Source organism: Pseudomonas sp. BE134 (assembly GCF_031456105.1).
Lineage (GTDB): Bacteria > Pseudomonadota > Gammaproteobacteria > Pseudomonadales > Pseudomonadaceae > Aquipseudomonas.
Window position 1 is genome coordinate 1 of record NZ_JAVDUA010000026.1, and the last position, 17,773, is coordinate 17,773.

The 17,773-nt window shown below is 58.8% G+C and carries 16 protein-coding genes; 9 read left to right on the forward strand and 7 right to left on the reverse strand.

What is annotated here, in order from left to right; all coding sequences use genetic code 11:
- Nucleotides 1–267: 267 nt before the first annotated feature.
- The 3 genes from J2Y56_RS20485 to J2Y56_RS20495 all read right to left on the reverse strand — a co-directional run bounded on the left by J2Y56_RS20485 (nucleotide 268) and on the right by J2Y56_RS20495 (nucleotide 3,293).
- Nucleotides 268–1,926 carry a cation acetate symporter gene (locus J2Y56_RS20485; protein WP_007944342.1) on the reverse strand — a complete coding sequence of 553 codons (1,659 nt, stop codon included), beginning with the start codon at nucleotides 1,924–1,926 and terminating at the stop codon, nucleotides 268–270.
- Nucleotides 1,923–2,234 (reverse strand): DUF485 domain-containing protein, encoded by a 312-nt coding sequence (locus J2Y56_RS20490; protein WP_007944343.1) that lies wholly within the window; start codon nucleotides 2,232–2,234, stop codon nucleotides 1,923–1,925. The genes J2Y56_RS20485 and J2Y56_RS20490 overlap by 4 nt, the downstream gene beginning before the upstream one ends.
- A 207-nt stretch (nucleotides 2,235–2,441) precedes the next feature.
- Nucleotides 2,442–3,293 carry a glycine betaine ABC transporter substrate-binding protein gene (locus J2Y56_RS20495; protein WP_007944344.1) on the reverse strand — a complete coding sequence of 284 codons (852 nt, stop codon included), beginning with the start codon at nucleotides 3,291–3,293 and terminating at the stop codon, nucleotides 2,442–2,444.
- A 300-nt stretch (nucleotides 3,294–3,593) separates the two neighbouring features.
- On the opposite strand from J2Y56_RS20495, the gene J2Y56_RS20500 reads away from it, so the two are divergent.
- Nucleotides 3,594–5,189, forward strand: a complete 1,596-nt coding sequence (locus tag J2Y56_RS20500) for a beta (1-6) glucans synthase (RefSeq protein ID WP_310337289.1) — start codon at nucleotides 3,594–3,596, stop codon at nucleotides 5,187–5,189.
- Between the two features lie 96 nt (nucleotides 5,190–5,285).
- Here the strand turns inward: J2Y56_RS20500 and J2Y56_RS20505 are convergent, their stop codons facing one another.
- On the reverse strand, nucleotides 5,286–5,654 hold the full coding sequence (locus J2Y56_RS20505; RefSeq protein WP_007946718.1) for a hypothetical protein: 369 nt from the start codon (nucleotides 5,652–5,654) through the stop codon (nucleotides 5,286–5,288).
- 221 nt (nucleotides 5,655–5,875) lie between these two features.
- Here J2Y56_RS20505 and J2Y56_RS20510 point away from each other — a divergent pair, with 221 nt between their 5' ends.
- On the forward strand, nucleotides 5,876–7,174 hold the full coding sequence (locus J2Y56_RS20510; protein WP_310352281.1) for a serine/threonine protein kinase: 1,299 nt from the start codon (nucleotides 5,876–5,878) through the stop codon (nucleotides 7,172–7,174).
- Complete coding sequence (locus tag J2Y56_RS20515) at nucleotides 7,167–7,955, forward strand: VacJ family lipoprotein (RefSeq protein WP_007946722.1); 789 nt, start codon at nucleotides 7,167–7,169, stop codon at nucleotides 7,953–7,955. Before J2Y56_RS20510 ends, J2Y56_RS20515 begins: the two co-directional genes overlap by 8 nt.
- Nucleotides 7,956–8,048: 93 nt before the next feature.
- Here J2Y56_RS20515 and J2Y56_RS20520 read toward each other — a convergent pair whose 3' ends face one another.
- Nucleotides 8,049–8,963: a DUF808 domain-containing protein gene (locus J2Y56_RS20520; protein WP_310352284.1), complete on the reverse strand. Its 915-nt coding sequence runs from the start codon at nucleotides 8,961–8,963 to the stop codon at nucleotides 8,049–8,051.
- A gap of 134 nt (nucleotides 8,964–9,097) precedes the next feature.
- On the opposite strand from J2Y56_RS20520, the gene J2Y56_RS20525 reads away from it, so the two are divergent.
- On the forward strand, nucleotides 9,098–9,703 hold the full coding sequence (locus J2Y56_RS20525) for a TetR/AcrR family transcriptional regulator (RefSeq protein ID WP_007946724.1): 606 nt from the start codon (nucleotides 9,098–9,100) through the stop codon (nucleotides 9,701–9,703).
- A 109-nt stretch (nucleotides 9,704–9,812) separates the two neighbouring features.
- On the opposite strand, the gene J2Y56_RS20530 is transcribed toward J2Y56_RS20525, so the two are convergent.
- Together J2Y56_RS20530 and J2Y56_RS20535 are read right to left on the reverse strand one after the other, a co-directional pair.
- Complete coding sequence (locus J2Y56_RS20530) at nucleotides 9,813–10,271, reverse strand: REP-associated tyrosine transposase (protein WP_310352287.1); 459 nt, start codon at nucleotides 10,269–10,271, stop codon at nucleotides 9,813–9,815.
- Nucleotides 10,272–10,467: 196 nt separating this feature from the next.
- Nucleotides 10,468–10,908: a heme-binding protein gene (locus J2Y56_RS20535; RefSeq protein WP_007946726.1), complete on the reverse strand. Its 441-nt coding sequence runs from the start codon at nucleotides 10,906–10,908 to the stop codon at nucleotides 10,468–10,470.
- A gap of 267 nt (nucleotides 10,909–11,175) precedes the next feature.
- On the opposite strand from J2Y56_RS20535, the gene gcl reads away from it, so the two are divergent.
- The 5 genes from gcl to pyk all read left to right on the forward strand — a co-directional run bounded on the left by gcl (nucleotide 11,176) and on the right by pyk (nucleotide 17,763).
- Complete coding sequence (gcl, locus tag J2Y56_RS20540; RefSeq protein ID WP_007946727.1) at nucleotides 11,176–12,951, forward strand: glyoxylate carboligase; 1,776 nt, start codon at nucleotides 11,176–11,178, stop codon at nucleotides 12,949–12,951.
- 144 nt (nucleotides 12,952–13,095) lie between these two features.
- Nucleotides 13,096–13,878 carry a hydroxypyruvate isomerase gene (hyi, locus tag J2Y56_RS20545; protein WP_007946728.1) on the forward strand — a complete coding sequence of 261 codons (783 nt, stop codon included), beginning with the start codon at nucleotides 13,096–13,098 and terminating at the stop codon, nucleotides 13,876–13,878.
- Nucleotides 13,879–14,033: 155 nt separating this feature from the next.
- Nucleotides 14,034–14,924 carry a 2-hydroxy-3-oxopropionate reductase gene (locus tag J2Y56_RS20550; protein WP_007946729.1) on the forward strand — a complete coding sequence of 297 codons (891 nt, stop codon included), beginning with the start codon at nucleotides 14,034–14,036 and terminating at the stop codon, nucleotides 14,922–14,924.
- 153 nt (nucleotides 14,925–15,077) lie between these two features.
- Nucleotides 15,078–16,358, forward strand: coding sequence for a glycerate kinase (locus tag J2Y56_RS20555; RefSeq protein WP_310352291.1), 1,281 nt, complete (start codon nucleotides 15,078–15,080; stop codon nucleotides 16,356–16,358).
- Entirely contained in the window at nucleotides 16,348–17,763 is a 1,416-nt protein-coding gene (gene pyk / locus J2Y56_RS20560) for a pyruvate kinase (RefSeq protein ID WP_007946731.1), read from the forward strand. The genes J2Y56_RS20555 and pyk overlap by 11 nt, the downstream gene beginning before the upstream one ends.
- Nucleotides 17,764–17,773: the final 10 nt, after the last annotated feature.

Here is a 17,773-nt window from a genome sequence, read left to right on the forward strand (position 1 = left end):
ACCCTCATGCAGTTGCGCTTCGCTTCATTCGCTGTGGCCAGCTCAAGAGAGGACTTTCACCTCTAGGATGGCGCCCATGCTGGGCGCACAAGTGACCCGCTGTAAGAGCGGAACCATAAGTGGCATAACCGCAGAAACGGATATGTATCCGATCAAAGACCAGGCAACTTTTGCGCAAAAGCGATACGGAGTGCGATAACCGCCCAATAAAAAATGCCCCAATCTCTCGATCGGGGCATTCGTTTTAACGCGACTTATATATAAGCCTTAGTGCGAAACCGCCCCACTCGCCCCCAAACCAGTCTGCGAACGAACAAACTGAGGGAAGAACAGCGCGCGCTCGTTGGCGCCAGCGGTCGACTTGTCAGTGATCGAGAAGAACCAGATACCGACAAAGGCAATCGCCATCGAGAACAGCGCCGGGTATTCATACGGGAAGATCGCCTTCTCGTGATGCAGGATCTGCACCCAAATGGTTGGACCAAGAATCATCAAGCCAACAGCACTGATCAGCCCCAACCAGCCGCCGATCATCGCACCGCGGGTGGTCAGCTTCTTCCAGTACATGGAAAGCAGCAGCACCGGGAAGTTGCAACTTGCCGCGATGGAGAACGCCAGGCCTACCATGAACGCGATGTTCTGGCTTTCGAACAGAATGCCCAGGCCGATCGCCAGCACCGCCAAAGCGATGGTGGTGATTTTCGAGACGCGAATCTCGTCTTTCTCGTTAGCCTTGCCCTTCTTGATTACGCTGGCATACAGGTCATGAGACACCGCCGATGCACCGGCCAGGGTCAGACCGGCAACCACTGCCAGAATGGTCGCGAACGCTACCGCCGAGATGAAGCCGAGGAAAATACTGCCACCCACCGCGTTGGCCAGGTGCACCGCCGCCATGTTGTTACCGCCCAACAGCGCGCCAGCCGCATCTTTGAAAACCGGGTTGGTGCTGACCAGCAGGATCGCGCCGAAGCCGATAATAAAAGTCAGGATGTAGAAATAACCAATGAAGCCGGTTGCATACAGCACGCTCTTGCGAGCTTCTTTCGCGTCACTCACGGTGAAGAAGCGCATCAGGATATGCGGCAGGCCAGCGGTACCGAACATCAGTGCCAGGCCCAGAGAGAACGCAGAGATCGGATCTTTCACCAGACCGCCAGGGCTCATGATCGCCTCGGCTTTAGGGTGAACCTTGATCGCCTCGGAAAACAGCATGTTGAAGTCGAAGTTGACGTGTTTCATCACCATCAGCGCCATGAACGAAGCACCGGACAGCAACAGCACAGCCTTGATGATCTGCACCCAGGTGGTCGCCAGCATGCCGCCGAACAACACGTACATGCACATCAGGATACCGACCAGGATGACCGCGACGTGGTAGTCGAGGCCGAACAACAGCTGGATCAGCTTGCCGGCACCGACCATCTGCGCGATCAGGTAGAACGCCACCACCACCAGCGAGCCGCAAGCGGACAGCGAGCGGATCTGGGTTTGCCCGAGGCGGTAGGACGCCACGTCGGCAAAAGTGTATTTACCCAGGTTACGCAGGCGCTCGGCGATCAGGAACAGAATGATCGGCCAGCCCACCAGGAAGCCGATCGAGTAGATCAGGCCGTCGTAGCCGGACGTGAACACCAGGGCGGAAATCCCCAGGAAGGACGCCGCGGACATGTAGTCACCGGCAATTGCCAGTCCATTCTGGAAACCGGTGATGTTGCCGCCCGCCGCATAGTAGTCGGCGGCCGAGTTGTTTTTCTTGGAGGCCCAGTAAGTGATATACAAAGTCGCGCCGACGAACGCCACGAACATCAGGATCGCGGGAACGTTCAGCGGTTGTTTGGTCACGGCACCGGTCAAGGCGTCAGCCGCCCAGGCCCCCGGTGCGAATGCTGCAACGCTCAATAGAGCCATTAGACGCCGGATCATTGCTGAGCCTCCTTGAGAATCGCATTGTTCAGGTCGTCGAATTCGCCATTGGCGCGTCGTACGTAGATTGCCGTCAGGATAAAGGCCGAGAGAATCAGCCCGACACCAATCGGAATTCCCCAGGTAATCGAAGACTCAGGGCTGATTTTCGCCCCCAGCAATTTTGGCCCGTAAGCAATCAACAGGATGAATCCGGAGTAAAGCCCTAGCATGATCGCTGACAGTATCCAGGCGAATCGCTCCCTCTTACTGACCAGCTCCTTGAAGCGCGGGCTGTTTTGAATCGAGAGGTAAATGCTGTCGTTCATTGTTTTTATCCTCGCAGCACAGATTATTGTTGGAACGGTATCCACTCTATGCGGCTGGGAAACAGGTTCCAGACGACCTTAGTCTTAGAACGCCATGACAGAATCGCCATTTTCCAGCAGGCTCGCTCCCACCGAAAAAAGCAAAAGGCCCCTTGGCATTACTGCCAAGGGGCCTTTAGAGGTTCAGATTAGACGCTTCAGCTCAAATCATTTGGTCCAGTCGGCAACGCGCTCCGGGTGTTTGGCCACCCAATCTTTCGCTGCAGCTTCAGGCTTGGCGCCATCCTGAATCGCCAACATGACCTCGCCAATTTCGTCTTTCGACGCCCACTGGAAGTTTTTCAGGAACTTGGCCACTTCCGGCGCTTTGGTGGCGAGTTCTTTGCTGCCGATGTTATTGACCGTTTCAGCGGCGCCATAAACGCCTTTCGGATCGTCCAGGAAGCGCAGTTTCCACTTGGCAAACATCCAGTGCGGCACCCAACCGGTCACCGCGATGGATTCGTTTTTCTTCTCGGCACGGGTCAGCTCGGCAATCATGCCGGCGCCGGAACTGGCCTTGAGTTGATACCCGGTCAGGTCGTAATCCTTGATGGCCTGTTCGGACTTGATCATCACGCCTGAACCGGCGTCGATACCGACGATGCGGTTTTTGAAGCTGTCATCGGTTTTCAGATCGCCGATGGTTTTGGCCTTGACGTACTCCGGCACGATCAAACCGATTTTTGCATCTTTGAAGTTCGGACCGTAATCAACGACCTGGTCCTTGTTCTTGGTCCAGTAATCACCGTGTGTCACCGGCAGCCACGCCGATAACATGGCGTCGAGTTTGCCGGTGGCCACACCCTGCCACATGATCCCGGTGGCGACGGCTTGCAGCTTCACGTCATAACCCAGTTTCTGTTTGATCACTTCTGCCGCTACGTGAGTCGTCGCGACGCTGTCGGACCAACCGTCAACGTAACCGATGCTCAAGGTCTTGCTCTCGGCACTGGCCATGGTGGAGCCGATCGCAAGCACCAGAGCGGCACCTGCGCCTAAAAGTCGTCGCATCTTCATCGTTACTTCCCCGAAAGTGCTGCGCTCGACGGATGCCGAGTCGCGTCAACGTATAGTTATGGTGCACAGCGCCCCCATCACGCCCACCGCAAACCCTTTCGAACATCAGCGTGATTTATTCATGGGAGCACTGATGCGTCGATCATCAACCTCACGGCAACCGCGACCTGCTCTACCAGCGACCTCAAAGCACCGAGAAACGACATCAGAAAGCCATAGTTCGTGAGTAACGCAAACACCCCGACCGATCCGCTCGAACTTTGCATGTCAACGTTATGCAGGGCACCTGATCCGCGGCAAATGCAGGTAACATGCGCGGCTTTGCTCCCAGACGCCCCGACCATGCCCGCGACATCACGCTTTCCTTTTTTTGCTTATTTATTCGCCTGCCTGCTGGGGCTATTTGCCTTCGGTGGCTTTTGGTACGGCCTCGGTCAACCGGTGATTCTGCCGGACGTGGCCAGCGCAACGCACAAACTGCAATGCGCCTCCTACACCCCGTTCGACAAGGACCAATCACCGTTCGATCAGCCGTTCAAATTGCGCCCGGAGCGCATGGACGCCGACCTTGCACTGCTGGCCAAGAGCTTCGAATGCATCCGCACCTATTCCATGACCGGCCTGGAAGCCCTGCCTGATCTGGCACGCAAGCATGGTCTGAAACTGATGATTGGTGCCTGGGTCAACAGCAATCCGGTCGACACCGAGAAAGAGGTCGACCTGCTAATCGCCTCGGCGAACGCCAACGCCGACGTGGTGACCGCGGTCATCGTCGGCAACGAAACCCTGCTGCGCAAAGAGATCACCGGCGCACAACTGGCCCGGCTGATTAACAAGGTCAAAAGCCAGGTTAAACAACCTGTCACTTATGCCGACGTCTGGGAGTTCTGGCTCAAGCACCCGGAAATCGCCCCGGCAGTCGACTTCCTGACCATCCACTTGCTGCCGTACTGGGAAGATGATCCCTCGAACATCGATGCGGCCCTGCAACATGTGGCCGAAGTGCGTCAGGTGTTCGGCAACAAATTCGCCCCCAAGGACGTGATGATCGGGGAAACCGGCTGGCCCAGCGAAGGTCGTCAACGTGAGACCGCCCTGCCGAGCCGGGTCAATGAAGCCAAATTCATTCGCGGTTTTGTCGCCATGGCTGAACAGCAAGGCTGGCATTACAACCTGATTGAAGCTTTCGACCAGCCGTGGAAACGTGCCAGTGAAGGCGCGGTCGGCGGTTACTGGGGACTGTTCGACGCGGATCGTCAGGACAAGGGCGTACTGGCAGGCCCAGTGACCAATGTGCCGTACTGGTCGCAATGGCTCGCGGTGGGTGGCTTGATTTTCCTCGGCACACTGATCCTCGGTGGCCGCGTTCGCAGCACTCGCGCAGCGCTGGTACTGCCACTGCTCGGCGCGCTGGCGGCTTGCTCGATTGGCGCGTGGGGTGATCTGGCTCGCGTTACCACGCGGTTTGCGAGCGAATGGGTGTGGGTGGCGCTGCTGACGGCTTTGAATCTGTTGGTACTGGCTCATGCCGCACTGACATTGAGCGCTCGCACCGGTTGGCGTGAGCGGACATTCAACGCGCTGGAACGCCGGGCTGGCTGGCTGCTTGCGACGGCGGGGTTTGCTGCAGCGGTGATGATGCTGGAGCTGGTGTTCGATCCGCGTTATCGCAGTTTCCCGAGTGTGGCATTTATTCTGCCGGCACTGGTTTACCTGTGCCGCCCGGTCAGCGTGCCACGTCGGGAAATTGCATTGCTGAGCTTCATTATTGGCGCAGGCATTGCGCCGCAGCTGTACCGTGAAGGCTTGCAGAACCAGCAGGCCTGGGGTTGGGCGCTGGTGAGTGTGCTGATGGTATTGGCGTTGTGGCGCAGTTTGCGGGTTCGCAAAGCTTAATCTTGAGCGAAGCTTTTGGCCTCATCGCGGGCAAGCCCGCTCCCACAGGGATCGCCTGAATCCTGTGGGAGCGGGCTTGCCCGCGATGGCGATTTATCAGGCGCTACGAGACGCCCGGACCAGACGCAGTCCCGCAATCACCACCGCAAAAACAGCCAGCGTCGTGTTGTACAACGCCAACGCCGGAAACCCGAACACCAGCGCCAGCACCGCCAGCCACCAGCCTGTCTGGCCCGGCAGCACGAAGCCGAGCACCGCTGCCGCGATCGCTGCCCAACCCAACATATTGAAGTGAATCATCAAGCCCAGGTTCGAACGAACCGCACATTCCCAACGGCTCGCCTCGTCCACGCAAAGGCCCACCCACTGCGCATCCTCCATAAAGCCATAACGCGCGCCGTAACTGGCAGCCAGCCATAAAGGCAACAAAACGAGTAGTAAAACCACCGACAGACGACGGGACATGAAACACTCCAATAGGCGAAAACGGCGGCCAGCTTAATCCCCCGACTGCGGTATGCAAACGTAAGCAACAAAAACTGGTCACGAAATCGCTTCAAAGTGTATCGTCCAGCTACTATTACCGGAAACAAGCCTCTTTGGTGCCGATGCGTGGCACTTTGGCGCAGCCTCGATGGTCATAGCCTGCGAACTTCATTCGGCACCTTATTCTAAGGGATCTAGTCATGCTCCGTTCCTTGCGCTTCGCCGCCCTTTTTGGCGGCCTTATATTGAGTGCGTCCGCACTGGCGGTCGATGTAGACGCCGCCGGTTATGGCTACCCCTTGACCAACCCGTTCGAGGCGACCATCGCCACGACACCTCCTGACCTGCGTCCGGAATTGCCGCGCAACGAAGACATCGATCAGGAGGATCGCACCATCTCGCTGCGCCCGGAACGCGAGTTCGAACTGCCCGACAACTTCTGGGCTGTAAAGAAGCTCACCTACCGCATCGCGACGCAGGATAAAGCCGCACCGCTGATCTTTCTGATTGCCGGCACCGGCGCACGCTATGACAGCAGCCACAACGAATACCTGAAAAAGCTCTACTACCAGGCCGGCTACCATGTGGTGCAGCTGTCGTCGCCGACCAGCTTCGACTTCATGAGCGCCGCCTCGCGCTTCGCCACTCCGGGCGTCAGCAAGGAGGACGCCGAAGACCTGTATCGGGTGATGCAGGCCGTGCGGGCACAACATCCAAAACTGCCCATCACCGATTACTACTTGACCGGTTACAGCCTGGGCGCCCTGGACGCGGCGTTTGTCGCACACCTGGACGAGACACGCCGCAGCTTCAACTTCAAGAAAGTCTTGCTCCTCAACCCGCCGGTCAACCTGTACACCTCGATAACCAACCTGGACAAGCTGGTCCAGACCGAGGTCAAGGGCATTAATTCCAGCACTACGTTTTACGAAGTAGTGCTGAACAAACTGACCCGCTACTTCCAGGAGAAAGGCTACATCGACCTCAACGATGCCCTGCTCTATGACATCCAGCAGTCCAAGGAGCACCTGACCAACGAACAGATGGCCATGCTGATCGGCACGTCTTTCCGCTTTTCGTCGGCCGACATTGCCTTCACCTCGGATCTGATCAACCGTCGCGGCCTGATCACACCACCGAAATTCCCGATCACAGAAGGCACCAGCCTCACGCCGTTCCTCAGGCGTGCACTGCAGTGCGACTTCGACTGCTACATCACCGAACAGGTCATCCCCATGTGGCGTGCCCGCACCGACGGCGGCAGCCTGCTGCAACTGATCGACCAAGTGAGCCTCTACGCCCTCAAGGATTACCTGCACAACAGCCCGAAAATCTCGGTGATGCACAACGCCGACGACGTGATCCTTGGCCCTGGCGACCTCGGTTTCCTGCGCAAGACTTTCGGCAATCGCTTGACCGTTTATCCATACGGCGGCCATTGCGGCAACCTTAACTACCGCGTCAACAGCGACGCCATGCTGGAGTTCTTCCGTGGCTAAATACCTCCTGCTAATCGCCGCGTTACTCTGTGCAGGCGTCGCCAATGCCGACAACAGCAAAGCCAACGCGCCTGTTGTGGTCGACAGTGACGGCTTCAAGGAGCCGCTGAGCAAGCTCAAATTCAACCCAGGGCTGGATCAGCGCGAGTTCGAACGCTCAACGCTCAACGCACTTAACGTCTACGACCCACTGGAAGAGTGGAACCGTCGGGTTTATCACTTCAACTACCGCTTCGATCAATGGGTGTTCCTGCCCGTAGTCGACGGCTATCGCTATATCACGCCAAGCTTTTTGCGCACCGGCGTCAGCAACTTCTTCAACAACCTCGGTGATGTGCCGAACCTTGTGAACAGCCTGTTGCAGTTCAAAGGCAAGCGCTCGATGGAAACCACTGGGCGCCTGCTGCTCAACACCACCATCGGCATCGCCGGCCTGTGGGACCCGGCCACCGCCATGGGCCTAAAGCGTCAAAACGAAGACTTCGGTCAGACGCTCGGGTTCTACGGTGTACCGGGCGGCGCCTACTTCGTCCTGCCCATTATCGGGCCGTCCAACATCCGCGACACCGGCGGCCTGGCGGTGGACTTCACCGTAGAGTCGGCGATCAACTTCCTGAACGTGGCTGAAGTCAGCTCCAACCACCCTGAAGTCTGGATCCTGCGCGGTATCGACAAACGCAACCAGACCAACTTCCGTTATGGCCAGTTGAACTCCCCGTTCGAGTACGAGAAAGTGCGATTCGTGTACACCGAGGCACGCAAGTTGCAGATCGCCGAGTAAATCCGACGGCAACAAAAAAGGCCATTCGATGTGAGTCGAATGGCCTTTTTACATTCCCGCCACACCACATCCCCTGCGGGATAGTGTCAGGTTCTAGCCTTTCAGCGCTTTCCAGATTTTGCTGGCGACCAGCACACCCGCCAGCACCACTGCCCCCGCGACAATCCCCGCCACCCCGTTCAGCAACGTCGGCACAATAAACCCGGCACCGCTCGCCGCGGCACTGACGCTTTCGATCCAGTGATGAACCGCCGGCACGCCGTGAGTCAGGATCCCGCCACCGACCAGGAACATCGCTGCCGTACCAATCACCGACAGGCTTTTCATCAAGTACGGTGCCGCTCGCAAAATCATACCGCCGATGCTTTTGGCCAACGGGCGCGACTTTTGGCTCAACCACAAACCAAGGTCGTCGAGTTTGACGATGCCCGCCACCAGGCCATACACGCCGATGGTCATGATAATGGCAATGCCAGAGAGCACGATCACTTGCTGGGTCAGCGACGCATCCGCCACGATGCCGAGGGTGATGGCGATGATTTCTGCCGAGAGGATGAAGTCGGTCCGCACTGCGCCCTTGATCTTGTCCTGTTCGAAGGCCACCAGATCGACCGCTGGATCGGCCACCGCCTCAACCAGTTCCGCATGTTCGGCCTGGTCTTCAGCCTTGCTGTGCAGGAATTTGTGCGCGAGTTTTTCGAATCCTTCAAAGCACAGGTAAGCGCCGCCAACCATCAACAACGGCGTGACCAGCCATGGTATGAACGCGCTGATGGCCAATGCCGATGGCACCAGGATCAGTTTGTTGCGAAACGAGCCTTTGGCGACCGCCCAAACCACCGGGATTTCCCGATCGGCACGCACACCGCTGACCTGCTGGGCGTTGAGTGCCAGATCGTCGCCAAGCACACCGGCGGTCTTTTGGGCGGCCATTTTGGTCATCAAGGCGACATCGTCGAGTACCGCGGCGATGTCGTCGAGCAGCACCAGCAAACTGCTTCCTGCCATGAATCAGGTTTCCTTCTTGGATGAATGCCATGCAGCATAGCGCGACGGCACGCCACACGGGGCATTCTTGAGCGCCGCGCGAGCCCGGTGATACCATGCGCAACCGCCAGAACAGGCAAGGAACCCCTTGGTTTATGAGCACTATCCGCGAGCGCAACAAAGAACTGATCCTGCGTGCCGCCAGTGAGGAATTTGCCGACAAGGGCTTCGCTGCGACCAAAACCAGTGACATCGCGGCCAAGGCGGGGTTGCCCAAACCCAACGTCTACTACTACTTCAAATCCAAGGAAAACCTCTACCGCGAGGTCCTGGAAAGTATCATCGAGCCGATTCTGCAGGCCTCGACCCCGTTCAACGCAGACGGCGAGCCCAGCGAAGTGCTGAGCGGCTACATTCGCTCGAAAATCCGTATCTCCCGCGACTTGCCGTTCGCCTCGAAAGTGTTCGCCAGCGAAATCATGCACGGAGCTCCGCACTTGAGCCCTGACCTGGTCGAACAGCTCAACGGTCAGGCCAGACACAACATCGACTGCATCCAGACCTGGATCGACCGCGGCCAGATCGCCGCCATCGACCCCAACCACCTGATGTTCAGCATCTGGGCCGCGACCCAGACCTATGCCGACTTTGACTGGCAGATCACCGCTATTACCGGAAAAGCCAAGCTGGATGAGGCTGATTACGAGGCGGCGGCACAGACGATAATTCGGTTGGTGCTCAAGGGGTGTGAGCCGGACTGATACACCGCGGTGTATTTATCGCTAGCAGGCTAGCTCCCACAGGGATTGTGTACACCGCAGATCCATGTGGGAGCTAGCCTGCTAGCGATGAAGAGAACTCGATTTCAGCTCAAACCCAGATAGCATCCCACAGCGGATAGTCGCCTAGCTTTTCAACCAGGCCAGACCGCAATGGGTTGGCCACGACATATCGCGCCACCTTCACCAGATCTTCCTCTCGCCGCAGTGCCCGGTCATGAAAGCCTTTCTGCCAAAGTGTGACCTTGCGGCCGGTAAATTGATTTACCGTTTTGGTGCTCATTGATTTGGTTTTCTGCATGAGGTCAGCCAATGATCCCTGCTGCAGTTCAACCAACCAATGAAAATGATCGGGCATGACAACCCAGGCCAATGATTTGGCCGTACCTTGATTTTGAGCGCAGCGAAATTGATAAACCACCGCCCTACCCAAGGTGAAGTCTTTGAATATTGGTTTTCGGTCGTGTGTATTGGTGGTTAGCAGGTAAATCCGATTGGATTCGGTATAACGGCCGATGCGCAAGCGATTTGAGGCGGGTAGATCAGGCATTCCTTTGCCCTTGCATGATTAATTAATGAAGAAGGCTAGACCTGATTTCACCCAAGGGCGGGGCAGACATTTAGCTGGATGTGTCTGGTAGTCCGCCATCGCTAGCAGGCTAGCTCCCACACTGAATCTGTGGCGTACACAAATCCCCTGTGGGAGCCAGCCTGCTGGCGATGACGTTAGATCAATCCATACAAATTCAAGCAGCAACCCCAGCATCCGCCGTCAACCCCAGCGCCTCGATCGCATTGATCGCACATTGCTCATCCACATCCGATAGATCACCGCTAATCCCCACCGCCCCCAGCACGTTACCGCCCTGATCCCGAATCAGCACACCACCCGGTGCCGGCACTACGCTGCCCTGCCCCAGACTATTAAGGGCCGCAATAAAGGCCGGGCGTTGTTGCGCATCCAGCGCCAACAAGCGTGAGCCTTTGCCCAGCGCGATTGCGCCCCAGGCTTTGCCGATGGCGACCTGCGGGCGTAGCAGGCTGGCGCCGTCTTCGCGTTGCAGAGTGATCAGGTGCCCGCCGGCATCCAGTACCGCAATGGTCAATGGAGCCGCCGAGATTGCACGCCCTGCGCAAATGGCCTGATTGATCAGGTTGACTGCGACTTTCAAGGTTAAAGCGCTCATGGTGCCGTCCTCATTTTGTTTTTCGGAAAGCCGTTGGACTGCGCCGTTGTGCCGCAGACCGATGCAACAAATAGAACACAATGAGCTATTTTTTTGTATACAATAATTCTCGAAAAGCGCCACATGCGACGAAAAGCCACAGAAGATTGGGCTTCAGACGAATGAAACAAGCGCTTGAGAAAATGGATTGACCTGCGCCGTCCGCCGTGAATACACTCTGCGCAAAGCCACTTGTATACAATTACAAAACGTAAGAGGCACAAAACCATGAGCAAAATGAGAGCAATCGAAGCCGCCGTTCTGGTGATGCGCCGTGAAGGGGTTGATACCGCTTTTGGCATCCCAGGCGCCGCGATCAACCCGCTGTACTCCGCCTTGCAGAAGGTCGGTGGCATCGATCACGTCCTCGCTCGCCACGTTGAAGGCGCCTCGCACATGGCCGAGGGTTACACCCGCACCAAGGCCGGCAACATTGGCGTGTGCATCGGCACTTCCGGCCCTGCCGGTACGGACATGGTCACCGGGCTTTACAGCGCCTCGGCCGACTCGATCCCGATCCTCTGCATCACCGGCCAGGCACCGCGGGCCCGTATGCACAAGGAAGATTTCCAGGCCGTCGACATCACCGCCATCGTCAAGCCAGTGACCAAGTGGGCAACCACGGTCATGGAACCGGGCCAGGTGCCTTACGCGTTCCAGAAAGCCTTCTACGAAATGCGCTCCGGCCGTCCAGGCCCGGTGCTGATCGACCTGCCGTTCGACGTGCAGATGGCGGAAATCGAATTCGACATCGACGCTTACCAACCCCTGCCGCTGGCCAAGCCGACTGCGAACCGCGTGCAAATCGAGAAGGCCCTGGCCATGCTCGATCAGGCTGAGCGCCCATTGCTGGTGGCCGGTGGCGGCATCATCAACGCCGACGCCAGCGACCTGCTGGTCGAGTTCGCCGAGCTCACCGGCATTCCAGTCATTCCGACCCTGATGGGCTGGGGCACCATCCCGGACGATCACCCGTTGATGGTCGGCATGGTCGGTCTGCAAACCTCGCACCGCTACGGCAACGCGACGATGCTCAAATCCGACCTGGTGCTGGGCGTCGGTAACCGTTGGGCCAACCGCCACACCGGCTCGATCGATGTGTACACCGAAGGCCGCAAGTTCATTCACGTCGACATCGAACCGACCCAGATCGGCCGCGTGTTCAACCCGGACCTGGGCATCGTCTCCGACGCTGCCGCCGCATTGACCGTGTTCATCGAAGTCGCTCGCGAATGGCAAGCCGCCGGCAAGCTGAAAAACCGCAGCGCGTGGCTGCAAGACTGCCAGCAGCGCAAAGCCAGCCTGCACCGCAAGACACACTTCGACAACGTGCCGGTCAAGCCGCAGCGCGTCTATGAAGAGATGAACCAGGTGTTCGGCAAAGACACCTGCTACGTCAGCACCATCGGTCTGTCGCAGATTGCCGGCGCGCAGTTCCTGCACGTCTACAAGCCGCGTCACTGGATCAACTGCGGTCAGGCCGGCCCGCTGGGCTGGACCATTCCGGCGGCACTGGGCGTGGTCAAGGCCGATCCGACCCGCAAGGTCGTGGCGCTCTCGGGCGACTATGATTTCCAGTTCATGATCGAAGAATTGGCAGTGGGCGCGCAGTTCAAGCTGCCGTACATCCACGTTGTGGTAAACAATTCGTACCTGGGGCTGATTCGTCAGGCTCAGCGCGGTTTCGACATGGACTACTGCGTTCAACTGTCCTTCGATAACCTGAACGCTCCGGAACTCAACGGTTACGGTGTCGATCACGTCGCGGTGGCCGAAGGCCTCGGCTGCAAGGCACTGCGAGTGTTTGAACCGGCTCAGATCCAGCCTGCCCTGCGCAAGGCTCAAGAACTGATCGAAGAGTTCAAGGTACCGGTGATCGTCGAGATTATTCTGGAGCGCGTGACCAACATTTCCATGGGCACCGAGATCAACGCCATCAACGAATTCGAAGACCTGGCGCTGGTCGGCAACGACGCACCAACGGCGATTTCGATGCTTGATTAAAATGACCTGAAACCTGTAGCAGCTGCCGAGGCACGAGGCTGCGTTGCGTGTCCGCAGGACCGCCGTCGGGGGCCGCTTCGCAGCCCAACGCAGCCTCGTGCCTCGGCAGCTGCTACAGGGCACCTATTTTTACGGGAGACCACCATGCCGCGTTTCGCAGCCAACCTGTCCATGCTGTTCACTGAGCAGGATTTTCTTGCCCGTTTCGAAGCGGCCGCCAAGGCCGGTTTCAGTGGTGTCGAGTACCTGTTCCCCTATGACTTCAGCTCCGCCGAGATCAAGGCCAAGCTCGATGCCAATGGTCTGACTCAAGTGTTGTTCAACCTGCCGGCCGGTGACTGGGCCAAGGGCGAACGTGGTATCGCCTGTCTGCCGGATCGGGTTGAAGAGTTCCGCGCCGGTGTCGATCTGGCGATTGCTTACGCCAAAGTGCTGGGCAACACCCAGGTCAACTGCCTGGCGGGTATTCGTCCTCAGGGTATCGACGATGCCACCGTGGAAAACACCTTCGTCGCCAACCTCAAGTACGCGGCCGACAAGCTGCAAGCGGCGGGCATCAAGCTGGTGATGGAAGCGATCAACACCCGCGACATCCCGGGTTTCTACCTGAACAACACCGCACAAGCACTGTCGATTCGCGAACAGGTCGGCAGCGCCAATCTGTTCCTGCAATACGACATCTACCACATGCAAATCATGGAGGGCGACCTGGCCCGCACCATGGCCGCGCACCTGGGCGAGATCAACCACATCCAGTTGGCCGACAACCCGGGGCGCAACGAACCAGGCACCGGTGAAATCAACTACCGCTTCCTGTTCGAACACCTGGACCGCATCGGTTATCAGGGCTGGGTGGGTTGCGAATACAAGCCGCTGACCACCACTGAAGCAGGCCTGGGTTGGCTGAAAACCCATAACGCGATCTGACACAGATCCCTGTGGGAGCGAGCCTGCTCGCGAATGCGGTGGTTCAGTCAACACGGATATTGAATGTTCTACCGCATTCGCGAGCAGGCTCGCTCCCACATAGAAGCACTCCCCCTATTTGCTAGAAGCAGCAATAAAAACAAGAGGAATTAGTCATGGCTAAAATCGGATTTATCGGCACCGGCATCATGGGCCACCCAATGGCGTTGAACCTGCAGAAAGCCGGTCACAGCCTGTTCCTGTCGGCGCACCACGACGCCGCGCCTGCTGACCTGATTGCCGCTGGCGCCGTCGCCCTGGCGAACCCGAAAGAAGTCGCACAAGAAGCCGAATTCATCATCGTCATGGTGCCGGATACCCCACAGGTCGATGACGTATTGTTCCGCGCCGACGGCGTTGCAGCCGGTGTCGGCAAAGGCAAAATCGTCATCGACATGAGCTCGATCTCGCCCACCGCCACCAAAGCGTTCGCGGCCAAAATCAATGAAAAAGGCGCGCAATACCTCGACGCGCCGGTGTCTGGCGGTGAAGTCGGCGCCAAGGCCGCAAGCCTGAGCATCATGGTCGGCGGCGATGCCGATGCCTTCGAACGCGCTCTGCCGCTGTTCCAGGCCATGGGCAAGAACATCACCCTGGTGGGCGGTAACGGCGACGGTCAAACCGCGAAAGTGGCGAACCAGATCATCGTGGCGCTGAACATCCAGGCAGTGGCCGAAGCCCTGCTGTTCGCCTCGAAAAACGGCGCGGATCCGGCCAAGGTGCGTGAAGCGCTGATGGGTGGTTTCGCTTCCTCGAAGATCCTTGAAGTGCACGGCGAGCGCATGATCAAAGGCACCTTCGACCCAGGCTTCCGCATCAGCCTGCACCAGAAGGACCTGAACCTGGCCCTGCAAGGTGCCAAGGAACTGAACATCAATCTGCCGAATACCGCCAATACCCAGCAAGTGTTCAGCACCTGCGCGGCCATCGGTGGCAGCAACTGGGACCACTCGGCGCTGATCAAGGGCCTGGAGCACATGGCGAATTTCTCGATTCGCGATAAGTAAGCCCTGCACCAATCCACTGTGGGAGCCAGCCTGCTGGCGATGAAATCAACGCGGTGTGTCTGATAGACCTCAGCGCCTGAATCGCCAGCAGGCTGGCTCCCACAAGGACCCGAGTTGCTCCAACCCCAATAACAAGAATTCCGGGAGCCCGCCATGTCGGTCGATCCGCAACAATTCCTGCGCGAGCTGTTTGCCACAGCCATCGACGCTGCCCATCCGCAACAAGTCCTCGAAGCTCATTTGCCCAAAGATCGCAGCGGTCGGGTAATCGTCATCGGTGCCGGCAAAGCGGCCGCCGCCATGGCGCAAGTGGTCGAGCGTTGCTGGGAAGGTGAAGTCAGCGGTCTGGTGGTGACGCGTTACGGTCACGGCGCCCCGTGCGAAAAAATCGAAGTGGTCGAAGCGGCCCATCCGGTGCCGGACGCGGCAGGTCAGGCCGTCGCCAAGCGTGTCTTTGAACTGGTCAGCAACCTGACCGAAGACGACCGCGTGATCTTCCTGCTTTCGGGCGGCGGCTCCGCACTGCTGGCGCTGCCGGCGGCGGGCATCACCCTGGCCGACAAGCAATCGATCAACAAAGCCCTGCTCAAATCCGGCGCGACCATCGGCGAGATGAACTGCGTGCGCAAGCACCTCTCGGCGATCAAGGGCGGTCGCCTCGGCAAGGCCTGCTGGCCGGCCACTGTTTATACCTACGCGATTTCCGATGTGCCGGGTGACCTCGCCACGGTCATCGCTTCCGGCCCGACCGTGGCCGACCCCAGCACTTCGGCTGAAGCACTGGCGATCCTCAAGCGATACGGCATCGAGGTTCCGGTCTCGGTGCGCAACTGGCTGCAAAGCCCGGAATCGGAGACGGTCAAACCCGGCGATCCGAGCCTGGCGCGCAGTCACTTCCAGTTGATCGCCCGTCCACAGCAGTCGCTGGAAGCGGCCGCCGTGAAAGCGCGGCAGGCCGGTTTCAGCCCGCTGATCCTCGGCGATCTGGAAGGCGAATCCCGCGAAGTGGCCAAGGTCCACGCCGGCATCGCCCGGCAGGTCGTGCTGCACGGTCAGCCATTGGCGACGCCCTGCGTGATTCTCTCGGGCGGTGAAACCACCGTGACCGTGCGCGGCAATGGTCGTGGCGGGCGCAACGCCGAATTTCTGCTGAGCCTGACCGACAGCCTCAAAGGCCTGCCGGGCGTCTACGCCCTGGCCGGTGACACCGATGGCATCGACGGTTCCGAAGACAACGCCGGCGCGATCATGACCCCGGACAGCTACGCCCGTGCCGCTGCCCTCGGCTTGAGCGCCAGCGACGAACTCGACAACAACAATGGCTACGGCTATTTCGAGGCGCTGGACGCCCTGATCGTCACCGAACCGACCCGCACCAACGTCAACGACTTCCGCGCCATCCTGATTCTTGAGAGCCCTAAACATGACGCCTGACAAGAAGGTTAAAATCCTCGCCACCCTCGGCCCCGCCACCGAAGGCATCGACGACATCCGCGAACTGGTGAAGGCCGGGGTCAACATTTTCCGCTTGAACTTCAGCCACGGCGATCATGCCGACCATGCTCAGCGCTACCAGTGGATTCGTGAAGTCGAGCGCCAGCTGAATTATCCGTTGGGCATTCTGATGGACCTGCAAGGTCCGAAACTGCGGGTCGGCAAATTCGCTGAAGGCAAGGTGCAACTGCATCGCGGTCAAGCCCTGCGCCTGGACCTGGACCCGACGCCAGGCGATGAACGCCGGGTTAACCTGCCTCACCCTGAAATCATCGCGGCGCTGCAGCCTGGTATGGACCTGCTGCTGGACGACGGCAAGCTGCGGCTTCGCGTGGTGACCAAGTACTCCGACGCGATCGACACCACCGTGCTCAATGGCGGCGAATTGTCGGACCGTAAAGGTGTGAACGTGCCGCAAGCGGTGCTGGAGCTGAGCCCGCTGACCGCCAAGGATCGCCGTGATTTGAGCTTCGGTCTGGAGTTGGGTGTGGACTGGGTGGCGTTGTCGTTTGTGCAACGTCCGGAAGACGTTCGCGAAGCCCGCGAACTGATCGGCGACAAAGCGTTTTTGATGGCCAAGATCGAGAAGCCATCGGCGGTGATTCATCTGCGGGAAATCGCTGAGTTGAGCGACGCGATCATGGTCGCTCGCGGTGATCTGGGCGTAGAAGTGCCGGCCGAAAGCGTGCCGCAGATTCAGAAAAACATCATCGGCATCTGCCGTCAGCTCGGCAAACCGGTGGTGGTGGCCACGCAGATGCTGGAGTCGATGCGCTTCTCCCCGGCCCCGACCCGCGCCGAGGTCACCGACGTGGCCAACGCCGTGGCCGAAGGGGCGGATGCGGTGATGCTGTCGGCAGAAACCGCGTCCGGTGAATATCCGCTGGAAGCGGTGCAGATGATGAGCAAGATCATCCGCCAGGTGGAAAACGGCCCGGACTATCAGACGCAACTGGACGTGAGCCGACCAAAAGCCGAGGCGACGGTTTCCGACGCGATCAGCTGTGCGATTCGTCGTATCAGCAATGTGCTGCCAGTGGCCGTGCTGGTGAACTACAGCGAGTCCGGCACATCAAGTTTGCGTGCGGCGCGGGAGCGGCCGACGGTGCCGATTCTCAACCTGACCCCGAACCAGCAAACCGCTCGTCGTCTGACCGTCGCGTGGGGCGTGCACTCGGTGGTCAATGATCGCCTGCGGCAGGTGGACGAGGTGTGTTCGACGGCGCTGGAGATTGCCCAGGCCCAGGGCATGGCCAAGCGTGGCGACACCTTATTGATCACTGCGGGTGTGCCGTTTGGGCAGCCGGGGTCGACTAACTCCTTGCGCATCGAAACATTGATCTAGAGCGCCCATA

Excerpts from the sequence above, each read along its gene's own strand:
- J2Y56_RS20490 (WP_007944343.1), bottom strand. The coding sequence starts at position 2,234 with ATGAACGACAGCATTTACCTCTCGATTCAAAACAGCCCGCGCTTCAAG.
- hyi (WP_007946728.1), top strand. The coding sequence starts at position 13,096 with ATGCCGCGTTTCGCAGCCAACCTGTCCATGCTGTTCACTGAGCAGGAT.
- J2Y56_RS20525 (WP_007946724.1), top strand. The coding sequence starts at position 9,098 with ATGAGCACTATCCGCGAGCGCAACAAAGAACTGATCCTGCGTGCCGCC.
- J2Y56_RS20505 (WP_007946718.1), bottom strand. The coding sequence starts at position 5,654 with ATGTCCCGTCGTCTGTCGGTGGTTTTACTACTCGTTTTGTTGCCTTTA.
- J2Y56_RS20510 (WP_310352281.1), top strand. The coding sequence starts at position 5,876 with ATGCTCCGTTCCTTGCGCTTCGCCGCCCTTTTTGGCGGCCTTATATTG.
- J2Y56_RS20485 (WP_007944342.1), bottom strand. The coding sequence starts at position 1,926 with ATGATCCGGCGTCTAATGGCTCTATTGAGCGTTGCAGCATTCGCACCG.
- J2Y56_RS20520 (WP_310352284.1), bottom strand. The coding sequence starts at position 8,963 with ATGGCAGGAAGCAGTTTGCTGGTGCTGCTCGACGACATCGCCGCGGTA.
- J2Y56_RS20535 (WP_007946726.1), bottom strand. The coding sequence starts at position 10,908 with ATGAGCGCTTTAACCTTGAAAGTCGCAGTCAACCTGATCAATCAGGCC.
- pyk (WP_007946731.1), top strand. The coding sequence starts at position 16,348 with ATGACGCCTGACAAGAAGGTTAAAATCCTCGCCACCCTCGGCCCCGCC.
- gcl (WP_007946727.1), top strand. The coding sequence starts at position 11,176 with ATGAGCAAAATGAGAGCAATCGAAGCCGCCGTTCTGGTGATGCGCCGT.
- J2Y56_RS20495 (WP_007944344.1), bottom strand. The coding sequence starts at position 3,293 with ATGAAGATGCGACGACTTTTAGGCGCAGGTGCCGCTCTGGTGCTTGCG.
- J2Y56_RS20500 (WP_310337289.1), top strand. The coding sequence starts at position 3,594 with ATGCAGGTAACATGCGCGGCTTTGCTCCCAGACGCCCCGACCATGCCC.
- J2Y56_RS20555 (WP_310352291.1), top strand. The coding sequence starts at position 15,078 with ATGTCGGTCGATCCGCAACAATTCCTGCGCGAGCTGTTTGCCACAGCC.
- J2Y56_RS20530 (WP_310352287.1), bottom strand. The coding sequence starts at position 10,271 with ATGCCTGATCTACCCGCCTCAAATCGCTTGCGCATCGGCCGTTATACC.
- J2Y56_RS20550 (WP_007946729.1), top strand. The coding sequence starts at position 14,034 with ATGGCTAAAATCGGATTTATCGGCACCGGCATCATGGGCCACCCAATG.